Raw genomic sequence first — 18328 nt, forward strand, 5'->3', positions numbered from 1 at the left:
CATGGATCTCTTGCTGGTACTCACCTACACCGCCATCTGTGTAGCTGTCTTCAAAATCTTCCGCATCCCGCTCAACAAGTGGACCGTGCCCACCGCCGTGCTCGGCGGCGTGCTGCTCATCGGCACCCTCATCATGCTGATGAACTACAACCACCCCTACTCAGAGATGGCGCGCAACTACTATGTCTCCACCCCCATCGTTCCCCTGGTCAAGGGCCGGGTCAGCGAGGTCGCGGTCAAACCGGACCAGAAGGTGAAGAAGGGTGACGTGCTGTTTCGTATCGACGACGAGCCGTTCCGCCAGCGCGCCGCGAGCCTGGAGGCCAGGGTCAGCTCCAACGAGGAGCACCTCAAATCCATCGATGCGCGCATGCGCTCGGCCAAGCTCGACCGGGATCGCGCCGCCGAGCTGATGCGCCGCGGCATCGGCAAGCAGCGCGATCTGGACGTGACCCAGGCCAACGTCGACGATCTGGTCGCCCAGCTCGATCAGCAGCAGGCCACCCTGGACGATGTGCGGGCCCAACTGCGCGAAGCCAAGTATCAGCTCGACCAGACCGTGGTCTATGCCCCGAGCGACGGCCATGTGGTACAGCTGGCCCTGCGTCCGGGCATGATCGCCACCCCCTTCATGTATCGCCCTGTAATGACCTTCATCCACGAGGATGACAATGCCTACGTCGGCTGGTTCTGGCAAAACAGCATGCAGCGCCTGGCGGTAGGGGACGAGGCCGAAGTGGTGATCGACGGCATCCCCGGCAAGATCTTCAAGGGTGAAGTAGAAGCAGTGATCCCCGCCATCGCCTCGGGCAACGTGCAGGCCAATGCGGCGCTGATCGACCAGAGCTCAGCGGTGATCCCCGGCCGCCTGCCGGTGCGCATCAAGATCACCGACCCGCGCTGGCAGGAGTATCAGGTGATAGCCGGCTCCAGCGGTCAGGCTGCCATCTACACCAAGCATTTCCATCACGTGGCCATCATGCGCAAGGTACTGCTGCGCATGGCCAGCTGGATGAACTACATCTTCCCCTTCCACTAAGCCGCAACGACGCAGCCAGCGGGCCGGCACCATGCCGGCCCGCTGTTTTTTGGCGCCAAGTTCCCTATAATGGCGCCACCCTGCTCCGCCCCTCGTCGACGTACCCAGCCTGCATGTTCGTTCTCAGACCCTACCAGACCGACGCCGTCAACGCCGTCATCAGCCACTTTCGCAAACACCCGGATCCCGCCGTGGTGGTGCTGCCCACCGGGGCCGGCAAGAGTCTGGTGATCGCCGAGCTGGCCCGCAAGGCGCGCGGCCGGGTACTGGTGCTGGCTCACGTCAAGGAGCTGGTGGAGCAGAACCACGCCAAATACGAAGCCTGGGGGCTCCAGGCCGACATCTTCGCCGCCGGGCTCAATCGCAAGGAGGCCCGCGCCCAGGTGGTGTTCGGCTCGGTGCAGTCGGTGGCGCGCAATCTGGACGCCTTCGACGGCGCTTTTTCGCTGCTCATCATCGACGAATGCCACCGGGTCTCGCTCGATGACGACAGCCAGTACCATCAGGTGTTAGGCCATCTCAAGGCCGCCAATCCGGCCCTCAAGATCCTCGGCCTCACCGCCACCCCCTATCGGCTCGGTCTGGGCTGGATCTACCGGCGCCACTACCACGGCATGGTCAAGAGCCACGGCGAGCGGCTGTTCGGCGACTGCGTGTTCGAGCTGCCGCTGCGCTTCATGGTCAAAAATGGCTATCTGACGCCGCCGCGCATGGTGGATGCCCCCATCGTCCACTACGACTTCAGCCGGCTGGTACCGCGGGAGAATGGCCTCTTCAGCGAGGCGGATCTCAACGGCGAGCTCAAGCGTCAGGAGCGGGTCACCCCCCATATCCTGAGCCAGGTACTGGAGTATGCCCGCGAGCGGCAGGGGGTGATGATCTTCGCCGCCACCGTCGAGCATGCCCGGGAAATTCACGGCCTGCTGGGTGCCAGAGGGGAGCAGGCGGCCCTCATCACAGGTGACACCCCGGGGCCGGAGCGCGATGCCCTCATCAGCGCCTTCAAGGCGCGCGAGCTCAAATTCCTGGTCAACGTGGCGGTGCTCACCACCGGCTTCGACGCCCCCCACGTCGACCTCATCGTGATGCTGCGCCCCACCGAGTCGGTCTCGCTCTACCAGCAGATCGTGGGCAGGGGCCTGCGCCTGTCGCCCGGCAAGACTGATTGTCTGGTGCTCGACTACGCCGGCAACAACTTCAACCTGTTCGCTCCCGAAGTGGGGGAGCCCAGACCCCATGCCGGCACCGAGCCGGTGCAGGTGCCCTGCCCCGCCTGCGGCTTTGCCAACACCTTCTGGGGCAAGACCGACGAGGATGGCAAGGTGATCGAGCACTACGGCCGCCGCTGTCAGGGGCTGTTTGAAGATGACGAGGGCAACCGCGAGGAGTGCGACTACCGCTTTCGCGCCAAGATCTGCCCCGCCTGCGGCAGTGAAAACGACATCGCCGCCCGCCGCTGCCAGAGCTGCGATCAACTGCTGGTGGACCCTGACGACAAGCTCAAGGAGGCACTCAATCTCAAGGACTGCATGGTGATCCGCTGCGCAGGGCTGACCTTGACGGCCGGGCGCGGCAAACAGGGGGAGCGGCTGGAGGTTGTCTATCACGACGAGGATGGTCTCACCCTCAATGAGTACTTCGGATTTCACTCGGCAGGCGCACGGCGCTTGTTTCAACAGCACTTTGTGCGTCATCATTGGCCCGCCCCGGGGCTGGAGCCCGAATTTGCCACCCTGGCGAGCGTGCTGGCGGTGGAACATCAGTTTCGCCACCCCGATTTTGTCATCGCCCGCAAGTCAGGGCGCTTCTGGCAGATAAAAGAGAAGATTTTTGATTATGAGGGTCGCTATCGCACCGCCAATTCACTGGCGTGATGGCGACCGGCATAAGGCGTATGAATTGCTTTGCCACGGCCGTTCCGGTATCGGCGGGTACAACAAGGTTTGAGTTATCAGGGCCGGCCCACTGCCGGGCCCCTTCGTCACGTTAGAGGATGTTATGCAGCGGCTGTTGATTGGTTTTTGTGCTCTCTTTTCCCTGGCGGCCCAGGCCGCCCCGCTGACGCCCCCCCAGGGGGGCCAGTACGCCATCGTGGTGCAGGGCAACAACGGCATCGAGTTTGCCCGCCATGCGGATCAGATGATCGCCCCCGCCTCCACCATGAAGGTGCTCACCGCGCTGGCGGCCCGTCTCGAGCTCGGCGCCGACTTCCGCTTCGCCACCGACATCCAGGCCCAGCCTGGCGCCAAGCAGGGCAATGTCATCAACGGTGATATCTGGATCAACTTCGTCGGCGACCCCACCCTGTCACGGATGGATCTGCTGGCCTTGTTCAAGCAGCTCGGGGTCAACCAGATCAAGGGCAACGTCTACGTCAACACCGGCGCCTACAACGGCTACGAGCGCGGCAACGGCTGGTCCTGGGGGGATCAGACCCTCTGCTTCGCCGCGCCCGTCTCCTCGGTCATCATCGACAAGAACTGCGCCTACGCCACCATCACCGCCACCCAGATCGGCAAGCCGGCGGTGGGCAACGTGGCCACCGGGGTCCCCATCGGGGTCGGTGCCGACAACGTCGAAGTGATGAGCTACGCCGACATGGCACGCCAGTTCTGCGCACTGGAAGTGGACATGGCCAAGGGCAACTTCTACGAGCTCAAGGGCTGCATTACTCCGAACAAGGATCCGCAGGGGCTGCGTTTCGCCATCCATGACGTGGAAGCCTGGGGCTGGGACAACATCCGCTGGGCCATGGACCGGGCCGGCATCAAGCATGACGGCCTGCTGCGGGTTACCCACAAGTCGCCGGACAATGCCGAGACCCTGGGGACCCACTACTCGGTCTCCCTGCCGGTGATGCTGGCCAAAATGCTGAAGAAATCGGACAACCTCTACGCCGATACCTTCCTCAAGACCGTCGGCCGCCACTACTACAACAAGCCGGGCAGCTATCGCAGCGGCACCATGGCGGTGCGCGCCATCCTGACCAAGAACGGCATCGATCTGGGCAACGCCACCCTGGCCGACGGCTCGGGCCTCTCCGCCCACAACCTCATCAGCGCCCGCCAGATGCTGTCGGTGCTGAACTTCATCCAGAAAAATGACGCGGAGCTCGGTCTCATCAAGCTGCTGCCAAGCTCCCAGGTGGACGGCACCCTGGCCTGGCGGCGCAGCGTCACCGCCCCCATGATGAAGAACAAGGTGCATGCCAAGACCGGCACCATCACCGGCACCTCCAACCTGGTGGGCTTTATCGACACGGCAGGTGGCCAGCGCAAGGCGTTCGTGATGTTCCAGCGCGGCCTGTCGCAGGATCCGGCCACCCACGAGCGCTACCGCGCCAGCAAGGCCCCCTGGCCCTGGACCGTGTTCGAGAAGGGGGTGCTGGAGAGCATCTACCAGCAGCAGCCGATCCAGATCGCCGATGAGGGGTGATCCGCTGCGAGGTGAGTGACGATGACGGCCGGCGCAATGCGCCTTATCGAAGATGGCGAACGGCCGTATCGACAATTTCCACTTTGACTAGCCACGAGGCGGGGCTATCCTGTGCCCAGCCTCAAATGAATGGAGAGAGAACATGTTTGCAGTGATTTTTGGTCGTCCCGGTTGCCCCTATTGTGTCCGTGCCAAGCAGATTGCCGAGCAACTGGTCGAACAGCGTGACGATTTCAAATTCCGCTACGTGGACATCCACGCCGAGGGCATCACCAAGGAAGATCTGGCCAAGAGCGCCGGCAAGCCGGTCAATACCGTGCCGCAAATCTTCCTGGACGAACAGCACATCGGTGGCTGCACCGATTTCGAAGCCTATGCCAAAGAGAACCTGGGTCTCTACCAGTAAGTTCACGTTGTAAAAAAGGCGCCATCAGGCGCCTTTTTTCATGGTCGTTCCCCGGCGTCACTCCGCCACCGGGCTGAAGCGGCTCACCACCTGACCCTGATGCTCGATCCACTCCATGAACATGACCACGGGACGGGCATAGACGGCGCCATCCTGCTCCGATTGATAGACCACCAGCTGCTCCCCGGTCTCGGTGTGCAAGGCCAGGGTCAGCACCTGATAATAACCACCCTTGAAGTGACGATAACGACCGGCGGCGGGGGCTTGCATGATGACTTCTCCATGGTGTGGGTACGGGGCCCGGACAAACCTGACAGCACGCGTCAGCTCCTGTTTTTGGCCGCCGTGGGCAAAAAGAACGGCATTTTTCACGCAAGCCAATCGTGCCAGCGAGCGTGAATATTTCAACACAGTCGGGTAGCTTTGTTAATGAGCCCCTCATCTTTCACTGGATAACCTTGGTTCACACAAACGATCGTGCTGAATTTAACGTTTTGGCAACCCTGTTTCAGGGCTAAAAATCAGGGAATTCTACTAAAAAGAGGATTGTTCTAGCATTCAATTCTGTGAAGAATAGGGGAAAAGAAATTTGATACTAAAAACCGCCTTTTTCGCCAACGCGTCCCCATGGGGAAGGAATCACAGTCACCATGTTCACAATCGACAAGTCGCACAAGCTCGACGATGTCTGCTATGACATCCGCGGCCCGGTGCATAAAGAAGCTCGCCGTCTCGAAGACGAAGGCCACCGCATCATCAAGCTCAACATCGGCAACCCGGCTCCGTTCGGCTTCGAAGCGCCGGAAGAGATCATCAAGGATGTGATCCTCAACATGCCCCAGAGCCAGGGCTACTGCGACTCCAAGGGGCTCTTCTCCGCCCGCAAGGCGGTGATGCAGTACTACCAGCAGAAGGGAATGCGCAAGGTCGACATCGACGACATCTACATCGGCAACGGCGCCAGCGAGCTCATCGTGATGGCGATGCAGGCGCTGCTCAACAACGGCGACGAGATGCTGGTGCCCTCCCCTGACTACCCGCTCTGGACCGCGGCAGTGACCCTCTCCGGCGGCCATGCGGTGCACTACCGCTGCGACGAAGGGGCCGACTGGTATCCGGATCTCGACGACATCCGCGCCCGCATCACCCCGCGCACCCGCGGCCTGGTGCTGATCAACCCCAACAACCCGACCGGCGCCGTCTACGGCAGCGAGTTTTTGCTGGAGGTGATCGAGATCGCGCGCCAGCACAACCTCATCATCTTCGCCGACGAAATTTACGACAAGATCCTCTACGACGACATCTCCCACACCAGCGTCTGCACCCTGTGCGACGATGTGATGGTGGTGACCTTCAACGGCCTCTCCAAGGCCTACCGCGCCTGCGGCTTCCGCCAGGGCTGGATGGTCATCACCGGGCCCAAGGGCCGTGCCAAAGGCTATATCGAGGGGCTGGAGATGCTGGCCTCCATGCGGCTGTGTGCCAACGTGCCGATGCAGCACGCCATCCAGACCGCCCTGGGTGGCTACCAGAGCATCAACGAGCTGATCCTGCCGGGCGGGCGCCTGCGCCGCCAGCGTGACAAGGCCTGGGAGCTTTTGAACGAGATCCCCGGGGTCTCCTGCGTCAAGCCCAAGGGGGCGCTCTACATGTTCCCGCGCCTCGATCCCAAGGTGTATGACATTCGCGACGACCAGAAGATGGTGTTCGACCTGCTGCAGCAGGAGAAGCTCTTGCTGGTGCAGGGCACCGGCTTCAACTGGCCGGCGCCGGATCACTTCCGGCTGGTGTTCCTGCCCCGGGAAGAGGAGCTGGAAGAGGCCATCGGCCGCCTCGCCCGCTTCCTCAAGGGTTACAAGCAGTAACCGCAACGCGGCGTCTGCCCCGGCCTGCGGCTCGCCAGCAGCAGGCCGATCATAAAAAATCCGAAGCGGTCTGCACCGCTTCGGATTTTTTTATGGCGAGAGAGTCCCGTCGCAAGGCCCGCGTTGTGGGCTATTTCTCCCCGGTGGCCACTTCGACAGGCGGCACGGCAGGAGCCTGATACCACTGCTCGCGGGGCACCAGCACCGCCTGCTCCGGCTGAGCCACGAAATTGGGGGACATGATCTGCACCCCGAACTCGTTGAACACATCCTGGATGTGGCCGTGCAGCTCGGTTCTGACCGGACCGGGCAACAGCCCCTCTTTCATCCGCACCTGCAGCTCGTACTCCACGTACCAGTCCTGCAGATTGAGCTGGCGCACCAGCGGGGCCTGCTCCTGATTGATCAGCTGGCAGCGCCTGGCCGCCAGCTCCAGCATGGCGTGCACCTGACGCCAGGGAGTGTCATAGCCGATGGTGACCTTGGTGAGCAGGGCAATGCCCTTGTCGCTTGCCAGTCGGCTCAGGTTGGTCACCTTGCCCCCCACCACCACGGCGTTGGGCAGGGTCACCTCGTGATCGTGGCGCGTCACCAGCTTGGTCGAGAGGGCGCTCAGCTCGGTGACGACCCCCTCCACCTCCCCTATCTGCACCAGATCCCCCGGCCGCAGGGCCCGCGAGTAGATCAGCACCAGGCCGCTCATGGCATGGTTCATGATCCCGGCCGAGCCCAGGGTCACCATCAGACCGAAGAAGACACTCACCCCCTTGAAGGCGTCCGAATCCGCCCCCGGCAGATAGGGATAGGCGACGGTCAGGGCAAACAGCCAGATCACCACCGAGAGCAGACGGCGGGTCGCCCCTATCGTCTCGGAGTGCAGCCCCTGCACCCGGAAATGGCCGCGCTCGATGCGCGCGAAGATGACCGCCAGCATGCGGATGAACAGCTTGGTCAGCACGAAGATGACCAGCACGGTCGCCAGCCCCGGCATGGCGGCGACGATCCCGCCCATGATGTTGCTGCACAGCTCCAGCAGGGAGGAGCCCAGCTGATCGCTCCAGATCCGGGTATGCGGGAACAGCCCCAGCACATAGGTGAGCCAGCCATAGGTGAGCAGCAGGATCACCAGCCAGGTGAACACGCCGATGACGCGGATCTCCAGGTTGCCGAGCACCTGGCGCCATTGATGGGGGATCAGCCCCTTCTGTTGCAGCAGGTTGTTGGCGAACCAGCGACGTGCCCGCTGATGCCCCCGCCGCAGCAGCTGCACCACCATCAGAAACAGCAGGGTCACCAGCAGCGTCTTGCCCGCCGCCTTGAGCAGGTAGGTGTTGGAGTGCAGCTCCAGCACTTTGACCCGCACATTTTCCAGCCGCAGCCGCACCCGCTCTGCGGCCTGATCCAGGGTCAGCTCATCGAGCCACTCCAGATCTTTTTCCAGCAACACCAGCAGGTGCTTGTCATTGAGCCTGAACTCCCTGGCCTCCTGACCGAGGCGGGTCGAGCTGACCACGGTCACCGGATGGGTCAGATCCTCGGGCTGCAGCTGTCTTACCCGCTCCTTGACGATCCGTACCCGGGCCGCCCCGTCCAGGCGACCGAATTTCGCCTGCAGCATCACTATGGGTTCGTGAAACAGGGTCAGGGTCTGGGCCTGCTCCTGCTCGGTCGGCTCCAGTCTCGGCTCCGCCGCCCACCCGCTATCGACCATGAGCAGGGCCAGCAGCATCCCTGCCAGCCTGATGATCCCTCTGTGCCCCATAACCTCTCCCTCGTGACCGTCAGGTTTCATCATGATGACCACGTTCGGCAACGGACGGGGCAACGTCCCCCTATCCCTCTCCTGGCGTCATCCATGACACATAGGGCTCATCGCCCTCGCTTGCAAAAAATCGAGTCATAACAAAGATCACCAGCAGTAATAGCACTGCAGTCGAAGCGGCGAAAGGGGCGACATCGCATTCTGCCACTGTGCTCACTTCGCCGGTCTGGCGCCTCAGTCAGGACTCATATTGATATGCTGCCAGAGGCACGCATAAAAATGAACGCCATGGCGTCCTCTTCCTGATCCATCGCGCGTCAAGGTGGCGAGCCAGCGGCTGCCTTTCACCCTGCTCTGCGCGACATGAGTAAACAACAGGGCCGCTCAACCCCGGTTGAGCGGCCCTGTTTCATCGAGACAGCGGTCTGCTTATCACCCCTGCAGCAGGGCCCCGGCCACCAGCACCGCCATGGTGATGAGGGCCACTCCTATGATGAAGGGCAACACCCAGCGCACGAAGCGATCGTAGGGGATCCTGGCGAGCGCCAGCCCCGCCACCAGGTGGGCGGCGGTGGGGGCGAACAGGTTGATCCAGCCGGAGGCGGACTGGTAGGCGGTGATCACCAGATCCCGCGAAATGCCGGAGAAGTCAGCCAGCGGCCCCATCAGCGGCATGGAGACAGTCGCCAGCCCCGAGGTGGAGGGGATGAAGAAGCTCAGGATGATGTGCACCAGATAGGCCATCAGGATGAACACCGATGAGGAGAGCCCGCTCACCAGCCCCTCGGCCCAGTGCAAGATGGTGTCGATGATGACCCCGTGCTCCATCACCACATAGATGCCGCGCGCCACCGCCACCACCAGCGCCACCCCGATGAGATCCCGCGCCCCGTTCAGGAAGGTTGCCACATAGTTGGACTCCGGCATCCGGTTGATCAGCGCGATCAGGATGGAGGCGCTGAAGAAGAGGGTGGAGAGCTCGTCAAACCACCAACCCAGGGTGGGCAGCAGATCGATCCCCAAATCCGACCAGGGCACCACCGCATAGATCATCAGCAGGAAGGTGCCGAAGAAGACCAGCATGGTGAGCTTCTGCTTGCCGCTGAAGGCGAGGTTGCCGCTCTTCATCTGGGAGAACTCGTCGTCATAGGCGATGTCGGCCAGCACGGAGCGGGACTTGTCCTGCTGCACCTGCCTGGCGTAGCGCATCACGAACCAGGAGGCGAAGATCACCAGCAGCAGCCACTGGATGACCCGCAACCCAATCCCCTCACCGATGGGGATACCGGCAAAACCGGAGGCGATGCCGGTGGCAAATGGGTTGACGGTGGAGGCGAGCACCCCGACCCCGGAGCCGAGCAGGATGATCCCCGCCGCCACCATGCGATCGAAGCCCGCCGCCATCATCACCGGCACGATCAGCGCCCAGAAGGCCACCGTCTCCTCCGCCATGCCGAAGGTGGAGCCGCCGAGGGCAAACAGGGCGATGAGCACCGGAATGAGCAGCCGCTCGCGCCCGGCAAAGGCACGGACGATGGCCCCCACCCCGGCATCGAGCGCCCCGCTCTGCATGGTCACCGCCAGAAAGCCGCCGATGATGAGTACGAACAGCGCCACGTCCGCCGCCTTGTGAAAGCCCTGAATGGGTGCCTTGAGCACATCGAATAGCCCCTGCGGCTGGGAGGGGAGCTCGGTGTAGCTGCCTGGCACTGGCAACAGCCGCTCATCGCCGCTGTAGTCGGCCACGGCCGCCGCCGCCATCGGCTGCTGGCTCTTGGCAGTCACATAGTTGTATTTGCCCGCCGGCAGCACCCAGGTGAGGGCCGCCATCAGGGCGATGATGATGAAAAGCAGGGTGTAAACCGTGGGGAGTTGGCGCTTCTTGGGCGCGTCATTTGGAGTGGTCATAGCTTCCGTACCTCGGCAATGCCGTCATGTGATCCGATCACCGCCAGACTAGCGGGTTTGATATGGGAAAAAGGTGATCGCGGATAATAAAATTTCGCAAGTTGGCGGGATTTTTGCCAAAAAAACGGGGCCCCGCGGGGCCCCGTTTTCACTTGGGTCAGACTCAGAGTTCGACCACGTCGAACTGCACGTCCGGATTCACGTCCGCGTCGTAATCCACCTCGTCCAGCCCGAAACCGAACAGGCGCAGGAACTCCTGCTTGTAGCCGGTGTAATCGGTCAGCTCGGAGAGGTTTTCGCTGGTGATGGACGGCCACAGGTCGCGGCAGGTCTGCTGTACGTCTTCGCGCAGCTCCCAGTCATCCATGCGGATGCGGGCCTGCTCGTCCAGCGCCAGATCGGCGCCGTACAGACGGGTGCGCATCATGCGATCCACCTGCTCCATGCAGCCCTCGTGAATGCCCTTCTCCTTCATGATCTTGAAGGCCATGGAGATGTAGAGCGGCATCACAGGAATGGCGCTTGATGCCTGGGTCACCACGGATTTCAGCACGGCCACGTGGGCGGTGCCGCCCTTGGCGGCCAGATCGCCACGGATGGCGGCGGCGGCGCGGTCCAGATCTTCCTTGGCGCGGCCCAGGGTGCCATGCCAGTAGATGGGCCAAGTCAGATCGGTACCGATGTAGGAGTAGGCCACGGACTTGGCGCCGTCGGCCAGCACGCCCGCATCGCGCAGGGCAGCCATCCACAGCTCCCAATCCTGACCGCCCATGACGGTGATGGTGTTCTGGATCTCTTCCTCATTCGCCGGCTCGACGGTGGCGGTGATGATCTGATCCTTGTTGGTGTCGATGGCGGTGGTGGTGTAGACCTCGCCGATGGGTTTGAGGGCGGAGCGCACCACTTCACCGGTTTCCGGCATCTTGCGCACCGGCGAGGCCAGGGAGTAGACCACCAGGTCAACCTGACCCAGATCCTGCTTGATGAGCTCGATCACCTTGGCGCGGCATTCGTTGGAAAAGGCATCGCCGTTGACGCTTTTCGCGTACAGACCTGCCTCTTTGGCGGCCTTGTCGAAGGCGGCGGAGTTGTACCAGCCGGCGGTACCGGTCTTGGTTTCGCTGCCCGCTTTTTCAAAGAAGACGCCGAGGGTGGCGGCGCCGGAGCCGAAGGCGGCGGCAATGCGAGACGCCAGGCCATAACCTGTAGAGGCGCCGATCACCAGCACCTTCTTGGGACCATTCTCGATGGTGCCCTTGGCCTGGGTATAGGCAATCTGACGACGAACATTGGCTTCGCAACCGACCGGGTGAGTGGTGGTGCAGATAAAGCCGCGAACCTTGGGTTTGATGATCATGTGTTGTCTCTTATCCGTTTGATGGATGAAATCGGGGCATAAGATACCTCATCTTGCCGCGATAAGGTGCTCTGATGTGTTGAATCGCAGGGAAAATGAGCAAATGGAGGGACAAAAACCGCCGCCGCCCCTCCTACCGTCACGCCCTCAGGCGGACTTGCCCCATTCCCCCCTGTTGCCGCTCCCCCGCATGGAACAATAAATAACGACAAAACAAGCAGTTCCCCACAATGGCCAAGGCGATGGCCAAAGAACCTGTACTAGTATTCAGACGGTCGGTTATTGTCATGAAGAGCCTCACAAGGGTCTTAACAAGGAGCTCCGCCATGTTTTGGAATCGCACGGGAAATCACGACAAGAGTGAACAAGCGGCAAAGATCGCAGCACTCGGCGCCTTTGAGCAGGCCATCCAGTCACGGCTGCCCTATATCGAATTCACCCCGGAGGGGGTCATCACCTTCGTCAACGATCGCTTTCTCGCCATCGTGGGCTACGGCCGGGAGGAGGTGATCGGCAAGCACCACAGCTCTCTCTGCTTCCCCGACGATGTCAACACCCGGGAATACGAGCAGCTATGGCAGGAGCTGCGGCGGGGAGAGTCGCGCAGCGGCCGCTTCATTCGGCAGGCCAAATCGGGCAAGGCGGTCTGGCTCGAAGCCAGCTACTTCCCGATCCTCCTCGATGGCAAGGTGATCAAGGTGGCCAAGGTGGCCTCCAACGTCAGCGAGCAACAATCCACCCTGGAGCGCACCCAGGCCCTGCTGACAGCACTGGACAAGTCCCTGGCCGTCATCGACTTCCAACCCGATGGCACCGTCATCACCGCCAACCAGAACTTCCTGCACTGTTTTGGCTACCGGCTGGACGAGGTGGTGGGTCAGCCCCACCGCATGTTCTGCGACGAGGAGTTTTATCAGCAGAATCCCAACTTCTGGCGGGATCTCGGATCCGGCGCCATCCAGTCCGGGCTCTTCATGCGCCGCGGCCGCCACGGCGAGAAGATCTGGCTGGAGGCCACCTACAACCCCATCTTCAACCACGAGCGCAAGGTGGTGAAGATCATCAAGCTGGCGAGCGACATCAGCGAGCGGGTGGAGAAATCCATCTCGGTGCGCGAAGCGGCCCAGAAAGCCTGCGCCATCGCCGGTGAGACCGTCTCGAGCGCCGCCAAAGGGCGGGAGGTGATCGACAAGGTGCTGGAAACCTCGGCCCACATCAACAGTTCGGTCAGCGAGGTCACCCGGCAGATAGAGAACCTCAACCAGCAGTCGAGAAGCATAGAGTCCATCATCTCGACCATCAGCAGCATCGCGGATCAGACCAACCTGCTGGCGCTCAACGCCGCCATCGAAGCGGCCCGCGCCGGCGAGCAGGGCCGCGGATTTGCGGTGGTGGCCGATGAAGTGCGCCAGCTGGCGGCCAGAACCTCCACCTCCACCGGCGAGATTGTCTCCGTCATCCGGCTTAACTCCGACATCACCTCCAGGATCACCCAGACCGTCTCGGTGGTATCGGAAAAGGCGATGGCAGGTCAGGCCCAGGCCGACATCATCGCCGGCGTCATTCAGGAGATCATCGAGGACGCCAACTCCGTCTCGGAGACGGTCAAAGGGCTCTCCATCTAGCCATTTCGCCCACAACAGACAGGCGACGCCGGTGCGTCGCCTGTTTGCTTTGTCTCCTGTGTTACCCGCCTGCATTCGATGGGGTGCTCCGCCCGTTACCCCTCGGCGGTGACGGCCTGCGCCCCCTTGCGCCTGGCCGGCAGTTGCCCCAGCGCGATGCCCAGCAGCACGGCGCCGCAGGCCACCCATTGCAGGGCATTGAGGGTCTCCCCCAACAGCAGGTAGGCCAGCAGCAGGGTAAACACCGGGATGAGATTGACGTAGGCTGCCGCCAGCGTCACCTTCACCTGGGTCACCGACCAGTTGTAGAGCAGGTAGGCCCCGAGCGTCACGCAGGCACCGAGAAAGACGATGACCGCCATATCCTGCCAGGCCCAGTCTGCAGGCCAGGGCTCGCTGAGGGCAAAGGGGGCGAAAAAGAGGGTGCCGACGAAAGCCTGCAGGGCGGTCAGGGTCAGCACGCTGTAGCGGCTACAGAGCTTCTTGAACACCACCGAGTAGGTGGCGGCGCAGAACATGGCTGCCATCTCCAGGCTGTTGCCAAGCAGGGCGTTGGGGGCAGACTCATCGGCTCCGCTGCCAAAACCGAGCAGGGCGATGCCGAAGATGGCCACGGCAAAGCCGAGCAGCTGGCGGCGACTCACCCGCTCCCCGATCAGCAAAAAGGCGACCAGGGCCACCACCAGCGGCAGCAGGGCGCAGACCATGCCCGCCTGGCCGGCGCTGGTGTAGCGCAGGGCGTTGACCTCCAGCAGAAAATAGAGACAAGGCTCCAGTGCCCCCATCAAGACCAGCCAGCGCCAATCCCCTGGCTGGTAGCGAAAATTGCCGAGATAGCGGTAGCAGCACAGCCAGCAAAGGGCCGCCACGCTCATGCGCATGAAGAGCACCTGACCGAAGCCCCAGACCGCCAGCACGTGCTTGAGCGCGATGAAGGAGCTGGACCAGAGCAGCATCGCCAGAGTCAGGGTAAAAATGGGTAAAGGGCGCACGTTTCCTCCATGAAATTGGCTATTTGAATAATAACCATGCGGCCTTGCGGTTGTTAAAAGGCACCTAAAATCAGATAATACCGCCGCCTTCAAACCGGATAACCAACCTGCAATGACTGAGTACCTGCTTTTACTGGTCGGCACCGTGCTGATCAACAACTTCGTGCTGGTGAAGTTTCTTGGCCTGTGCCCCTTCATGGGCGTCTCCGGCAAGCTGGAAACCGCCATCGGCATGGGGTTGGCGACCACCTTCGTGATGACCCTGGCCAGCGCCTGTTCCTATCTGATGGAACACTATATCCTGATCCCGCTGAACATCGCCTACCTGCGCACGCTCGCCTTCATTCTTGTGATCGCCGTCGTGGTTCAGTTTACCGAGATGGTTATCCGCAAGAGCAGCCCCACTCTCTACCGTCTGCTTGGCATCTTCCTGCCGCTCATCACCACCAACTGTGCCGTGCTGGGGGTGGCGCTGCTCAGCATCAACGAGCACCACAACTTCATCCAGAGCATCATCTACGGCTTTGGTGCCGCCACCGGCTTCTCGCTGGTACTGATCCTGTTTGCCGCCATGCGTGAGCGCCTGGTGGCCGCCGATGTTCCCACCCCGTTTCGCGGCGTCTCCATCGCCATGATCACCGCCGGCCTGATGTCGCTGGCCTTTATGGGCTTTACCGGCCTCATCAAGATATAGCGCTATGATTCACATTCTTTTTGCCGTTCTGGTGTTGGCTCTGCTGGCCCTGGCTTTCGGCATCATTCTGGGCTTTGCCGCCGTCAAGTTTCATGTGGAAGCCGATCCCATCGTCGATCAGCTCGACGCCCTGCTGCCGCAAACCCAGTGCGGCCAGTGCGGCTACCCTGGCTGCAAACCCTACGCCGAGGCACTGGCCAACGGCGATCAGATCAACAAGTGCGTGCCCGGTGGCGATGCCACCATGCGCAAGATTGCCGATCTGATGGGGGTCGAACCCCAGCCGCTGGGCGGCGCAGAAGCCGCCGTACCGGTCAAGAAAGTCGCCTTCATCCATGAAGATCAGTGCATCGGCTGCACCAAGTGCATCCAGGCCTGCCCGGTCGATGCCATCGTCGGTGCCACCAAGGCGATGCACACCGTGATCAAGGACGAGTGCACCGGCTGCGATCTCTGCGTCGATCCCTGCCCGACCGACTGTATCGAGATGATCCCGGTGCCCACCACGGTCGACAACTGGAAGTGGGATCTCAACAACGTCACCATTCCGGTCAAGATAGTGGAGTAACCATGCAGTCCTTACTCGAACGCATCAAAGCCGGCACCCTGTGGGATTTTCACGGCGGCATTCATCCTCCCGAGAACAAGGAGCAGTCCAGCCTCACCCCGGTGGTGGACGCGGGCCTGCCGCCCCAGCTCATCATTCCGGTACGCCAGCACGCGGGCCCGGCCGGCGATCTGCTGGTGCGGGTCGGTGACCGGGTCAAGAAGGGTCAGCCACTCACCCGTCATGAGAAGGGGCGGATCGTGCCGGTGCACGCCTCTACCTCCGGCACCATCACCGCCATCGGCCACCATACGGTGGCCCACCCCTCCGGTCTCGACGATCTCTGCATCACCCTCACCCCGGATGGCGAAGATGCCTGGGGCGAGCGCAAGGGCCAAGCCGACTACTGGAATCTGGAGCGGGGCGAGCTGCTCGAGCGCATTCAGCAGGCCGGTATCGCCGGCCTCGGTGGCGCCGTGTTCCCGACCCACAGCAAGCTCGACGGCCGCGGCCAGCTCACCGAGATCCTCATCGTCAACGGCCTCGAATGCGAGCCCTACATCACCACCGATGACCGGCTGATGCAGGAGTATGCCGACGAGATCATGGACGGCATCCGGGTGCTCAAGCACCTGCTCAAACCCAAGCTGACCCTGATCGGGGTGGAAGACAACAAGCCGGCCGCCATCGGCGAGCTGACCCGTCACGCCACCGACGAAGACGTACTGGTCAAGACGGTCCCCACCAAGTACCCCTCGGGCGGCGCCAAGCAGACCATAGAGCTGCTCACCGGTCGTCAGGTACCCAAAGGCGGCCGCGCGGTGGACATGGGCATCATGGTGCTCAACGTGGCCACCGTGTTTGCCATCAAGCGCGCCATCATCGACGGCGAACCGCTCATCTCCCGCATCGTCACCCTCACCGGCGACGCCTTCAAGAAGCCGGGCAACGCCTGGGTGCTGCTGGGCACGCCGGTGCGCTGGCTGCTGCAGCGCTTCGAGCTGCAGCCCGAGGCGGATCAGCGGGTGATCATGGGGGGGCCCATGATGGGCTTCACCCTGCCCCACGCCATGGTACCCGTGGTCAAGGCCACCAACTGCCTGCTCTCCCCCACCCGGGCCGAGCTGCCGCCACCCGGTCCGGAGCAGGCCTGCATTCGCTGCAGCGCCTGTGCCGATGCCTGTCCGGCCAACCTGCTGCCCCAGGAGCTCTACTGGTACAGCCGGGCCAAGGAGTACGACAAGGCAGAAGGGCTCAACCTGTTCGACTGCATCGAATGCGGCGCCTGCGCCTGGGTCTGCCCGAGCGAGATCCCGCTGGTGCAGTACTACAAGATTGCCAAGGATGATATCCGCGAGGCCCGCGCCGAGGCCGAGAAGGCCGAGCGCGCCAAGCAGCGCTTCGAGGCCAAGCAGGCCCGCTTCGAGCGGGAGAAAGCCGCTCGCGAAGCCCGCCATGCCGAGGCGGCCGCCCAGCGGCGCCAGGCCATGACGGCGGCCGGCGGAGAAGATCCGGTAGCCGCGGCCCTGGCCCGTCTCAAGGCCAAGCAGGAGGCTCCCGTCACGGCCGTTGCCGCCACTGCCGAAGGTGTGCCCGACAACAGCGCGGTGATCGCCGCCCGTGAGGCCCGCAAGCGGGAGGCGGAAGCCCGCCGCGCCGCCAAGGCGCTCGACACGACGGCAGCCGAGCCGGGCGATGCCACTGCCACCACTGAGGCGGATCCGAAAAAAGCGGCCATCGCCGCCGCACTGGCGCGGGCCAAGGCCAAGAAAGCAGCCCAGAGCGGTGACACCGAGGCGGCACAGGCCACCCCGGAGGATGCCACAGCATCAACCAGTGCTGCTGCCCAGAGCGATCCCAAGAAGGCCGCCATCGCGGCAGCCATTGCCCGTGCCAAGGCGAAGAAAGCGCAAGCTGGCAGCGAGACAGATGCCACCGAACCAGGCGCTGACAGCAGTGCGGCGACAGCCGAGCCGACCGGCGCGGGAGACGATCCCAAGAAGGCAGCCATTGCCGCCGCCATCGCCCGTGCCAAGGCCAAGAAGGCCGCGGCTCAGGCACAAGGCGACAAAGCCGTAACCGAGGGTGAAGAGGCCGTTGCTGCCGTCCAGCAGCCTGACACTGCCGACGCAGATCCCAAGAAGGCAGCCATCGCCGCCGCCATCGCCCGTGCCAAGGCCAAGAAGGCCGCGGCTCAGGCGCAAGGTGACACTGTCGTAACCGAGGATGAAGAGGCCGTTGCGGCGGCCCCTGCTTCCGCCCCGCAACCTGATGCCGCCGATGTGGATCCCAAGAAGGCGGCCATTGCCGCCGCTATCGCCCGCGCCAAGGCCAAGAAGGCTGCGGCTCAGGCGCAAGGCGACACCGCCGTGAGCGAGGGTGAAGAGGCCGTGGCGGCTGCGCCAGCAGTAGTTTCGCAGCCTGATGCCGCCGAGGCGGATCCCAAGAAGGCGGCCATCGCCGCCGCCATCGCCCGCGCCAAGGCCAAGAAGGCTGCGGCTCAGGCGCAAGGCGACGCAGTCGTAAGCGCGGATGAAGAGGCCGTTGCTGCCGCCGTCCCGCAGCCTGATGCCGCCGAGGCAGATCCCAAGAAGGCGGCCATCGCTGCCGCCGTAGCCCGCGCCAAGGCCCGGAAACTGGCGGCCGAGGCGGCAGCCCAGGCCTCCCCTTCTCCATCGACCGACAAGAGCCACTGATC

14 protein-coding genes are annotated in these 18328 nt (G+C 62.9%); 9 read left to right on the forward strand and 5 right to left on the reverse strand.

Translation table 11 applies throughout. The features are described 5' to 3' along the window. The first annotated feature begins 1 nt into the window (after position 1). From ACB031_RS04025 to ACB031_RS04040, 4 genes are all read left to right on the forward strand, one after another. Positions 2-1039 carry an HlyD family secretion protein gene (locus tag ACB031_RS04025; protein WP_054544676.1) on the forward strand — a complete coding sequence of 346 codons (1038 nt, stop codon included), beginning with the start codon at positions 2-4 and terminating at the stop codon, positions 1037-1039. A 113-nt stretch (positions 1040-1152) separates the two neighbouring features. Continuing rightward, entirely contained in the window at positions 1153-2913 is a 1761-nt protein-coding gene (locus ACB031_RS04030; RefSeq protein WP_371139049.1) for a DEAD/DEAH box helicase, read from the forward strand. 124 nt (positions 2914-3037) lie between these two features. Further along, on the forward strand, positions 3038-4474 hold the full coding sequence (gene dacB, locus ACB031_RS04035; protein WP_201881226.1) for a D-alanyl-D-alanine carboxypeptidase/D-alanyl-D-alanine-endopeptidase: 1437 nt from the start codon (positions 3038-3040) through the stop codon (positions 4472-4474). 142 nt (positions 4475-4616) lie between these two features. Continuing rightward, on the forward strand, positions 4617-4880 hold the full coding sequence (locus ACB031_RS04040; protein ID WP_010633640.1) for a GrxA family glutaredoxin: 264 nt from the start codon (positions 4617-4619) through the stop codon (positions 4878-4880). Positions 4881-4937: 57 nt separating this feature from the next. On the opposite strand, the gene ACB031_RS04045 is transcribed toward ACB031_RS04040, so the two are convergent. Beyond that, complete coding sequence (locus ACB031_RS04045) at positions 4938-5150, reverse strand: DUF1653 domain-containing protein (protein WP_010633639.1); 213 nt, start codon at positions 5148-5150, stop codon at positions 4938-4940. Between the two features lie 380 nt (positions 5151-5530). On the opposite strand from ACB031_RS04045, the gene ACB031_RS04050 reads away from it, so the two are divergent. Further along, positions 5531-6745, forward strand: a complete 1215-nt coding sequence (locus tag ACB031_RS04050; RefSeq protein WP_005302243.1) for a pyridoxal phosphate-dependent aminotransferase — start codon at positions 5531-5533, stop codon at positions 6743-6745. Positions 6746-6875: 130 nt separating this feature from the next. Here ACB031_RS04050 and ACB031_RS04055 read toward each other — a convergent pair whose 3' ends face one another. The 3 genes from ACB031_RS04055 to fabV form a co-directional block, all read right to left on the reverse strand. Then, complete coding sequence (locus ACB031_RS04055; RefSeq protein WP_371139050.1) at positions 6876-8507, reverse strand: mechanosensitive ion channel family protein; 1632 nt, start codon at positions 8505-8507, stop codon at positions 6876-6878. Between the two features lie 432 nt (positions 8508-8939). After that, positions 8940-10415 carry a YfcC family protein gene (locus ACB031_RS04060; protein ID WP_371139051.1) on the reverse strand — a complete coding sequence of 492 codons (1476 nt, stop codon included), beginning with the start codon at positions 10413-10415 and terminating at the stop codon, positions 8940-8942. A gap of 163 nt (positions 10416-10578) precedes the next feature. After that, positions 10579-11772 (reverse strand): enoyl-ACP reductase FabV, encoded by a 1194-nt coding sequence (fabV, locus tag ACB031_RS04065; RefSeq protein ID WP_214455059.1) that lies wholly within the window; start codon positions 11770-11772, stop codon positions 10579-10581. A gap of 326 nt (positions 11773-12098) precedes the next feature. On the opposite strand from fabV, the gene ACB031_RS04070 reads away from it, so the two are divergent. Beyond that, positions 12099-13397, forward strand: coding sequence for a PAS domain-containing methyl-accepting chemotaxis protein (locus ACB031_RS04070; protein ID WP_017784045.1), 1299 nt, complete (start codon positions 12099-12101; stop codon positions 13395-13397). A gap of 95 nt (positions 13398-13492) precedes the next feature. On the opposite strand, the gene ACB031_RS04075 is transcribed toward ACB031_RS04070, so the two are convergent. Continuing rightward, positions 13493-14389 carry a DMT family transporter gene (locus ACB031_RS04075; RefSeq protein ID WP_371139052.1) on the reverse strand — a complete coding sequence of 299 codons (897 nt, stop codon included), beginning with the start codon at positions 14387-14389 and terminating at the stop codon, positions 13493-13495. A 112-nt stretch (positions 14390-14501) separates the two neighbouring features. On the opposite strand from ACB031_RS04075, the gene rsxA reads away from it, so the two are divergent. Genes rsxA through rsxC form a run of 3 tightly spaced genes read left to right on the forward strand, consistent with a single transcriptional unit; the run spans position 14502 to position 18326 of the window. Further along, positions 14502-15083: an electron transport complex subunit RsxA gene (gene rsxA / locus ACB031_RS04080; protein ID WP_005302262.1), complete on the forward strand. Its 582-nt coding sequence runs from the start codon at positions 14502-14504 to the stop codon at positions 15081-15083. A gap of 4 nt (positions 15084-15087) precedes the next feature. Next, positions 15088-15651 carry an electron transport complex subunit RsxB gene (gene rsxB / locus ACB031_RS04085; protein WP_005302265.1) on the forward strand — a complete coding sequence of 188 codons (564 nt, stop codon included), beginning with the start codon at positions 15088-15090 and terminating at the stop codon, positions 15649-15651. Between the two features lie 2 nt (positions 15652-15653). After that, a complete protein-coding gene (gene rsxC, locus ACB031_RS04090) occupies positions 15654-18326 on the forward strand; it encodes an electron transport complex subunit RsxC (protein WP_371139053.1) in 2673 nt (890 codons plus the stop codon). Positions 18327-18328: the final 2 nt, after the last annotated feature.

This window comes from Aeromonas sp. S8(2024), assembly GCF_041403085.1.
Taxonomy (GTDB): Bacteria; Pseudomonadota; Gammaproteobacteria; order Enterobacterales; family Aeromonadaceae; genus Aeromonas; species Aeromonas dhakensis.

Bases quoted from the DNA above. Each gene is read 5' to 3' on its own strand.
- rsxA (WP_005302262.1), top strand. From the start codon at position 14,502: ATGACTGAGTACCTGCTTTTACTGGTCGGCACCGTGCTGATCAACAAC.
- ACB031_RS04030 (WP_371139049.1), top strand. From the start codon at position 1,153: ATGTTCGTTCTCAGACCCTACCAGACCGACGCCGTCAACGCCGTCATC.
- dacB (WP_201881226.1), top strand. From the start codon at position 3,038: ATGCAGCGGCTGTTGATTGGTTTTTGTGCTCTCTTTTCCCTGGCGGCC.
- ACB031_RS04045 (WP_010633639.1), bottom strand. From the start codon at position 5,150: ATGCAAGCCCCCGCCGCCGGTCGTTATCGTCACTTCAAGGGTGGTTAT.
- fabV (WP_214455059.1), bottom strand. From the start codon at position 11,772: ATGATCATCAAACCCAAGGTTCGCGGCTTTATCTGCACCACCACTCAC.
- rsxB (WP_005302265.1), top strand. From the start codon at position 15,088: ATGATTCACATTCTTTTTGCCGTTCTGGTGTTGGCTCTGCTGGCCCTG.
- ACB031_RS04060 (WP_371139051.1), bottom strand. From the start codon at position 10,415: ATGACCACTCCAAATGACGCGCCCAAGAAGCGCCAACTCCCCACGGTT.
- rsxC (WP_371139053.1), top strand. From the start codon at position 15,654: ATGCAGTCCTTACTCGAACGCATCAAAGCCGGCACCCTGTGGGATTTT.
- ACB031_RS04025 (WP_054544676.1), top strand. From the start codon at position 2: ATGGATCTCTTGCTGGTACTCACCTACACCGCCATCTGTGTAGCTGTC.
- ACB031_RS04040 (WP_010633640.1), top strand. From the start codon at position 4,617: ATGTTTGCAGTGATTTTTGGTCGTCCCGGTTGCCCCTATTGTGTCCGT.
- ACB031_RS04055 (WP_371139050.1), bottom strand. From the start codon at position 8,507: ATGGGGCACAGAGGGATCATCAGGCTGGCAGGGATGCTGCTGGCCCTG.
- ACB031_RS04050 (WP_005302243.1), top strand. From the start codon at position 5,531: ATGTTCACAATCGACAAGTCGCACAAGCTCGACGATGTCTGCTATGAC.
- ACB031_RS04070 (WP_017784045.1), top strand. From the start codon at position 12,099: ATGTTTTGGAATCGCACGGGAAATCACGACAAGAGTGAACAAGCGGCA.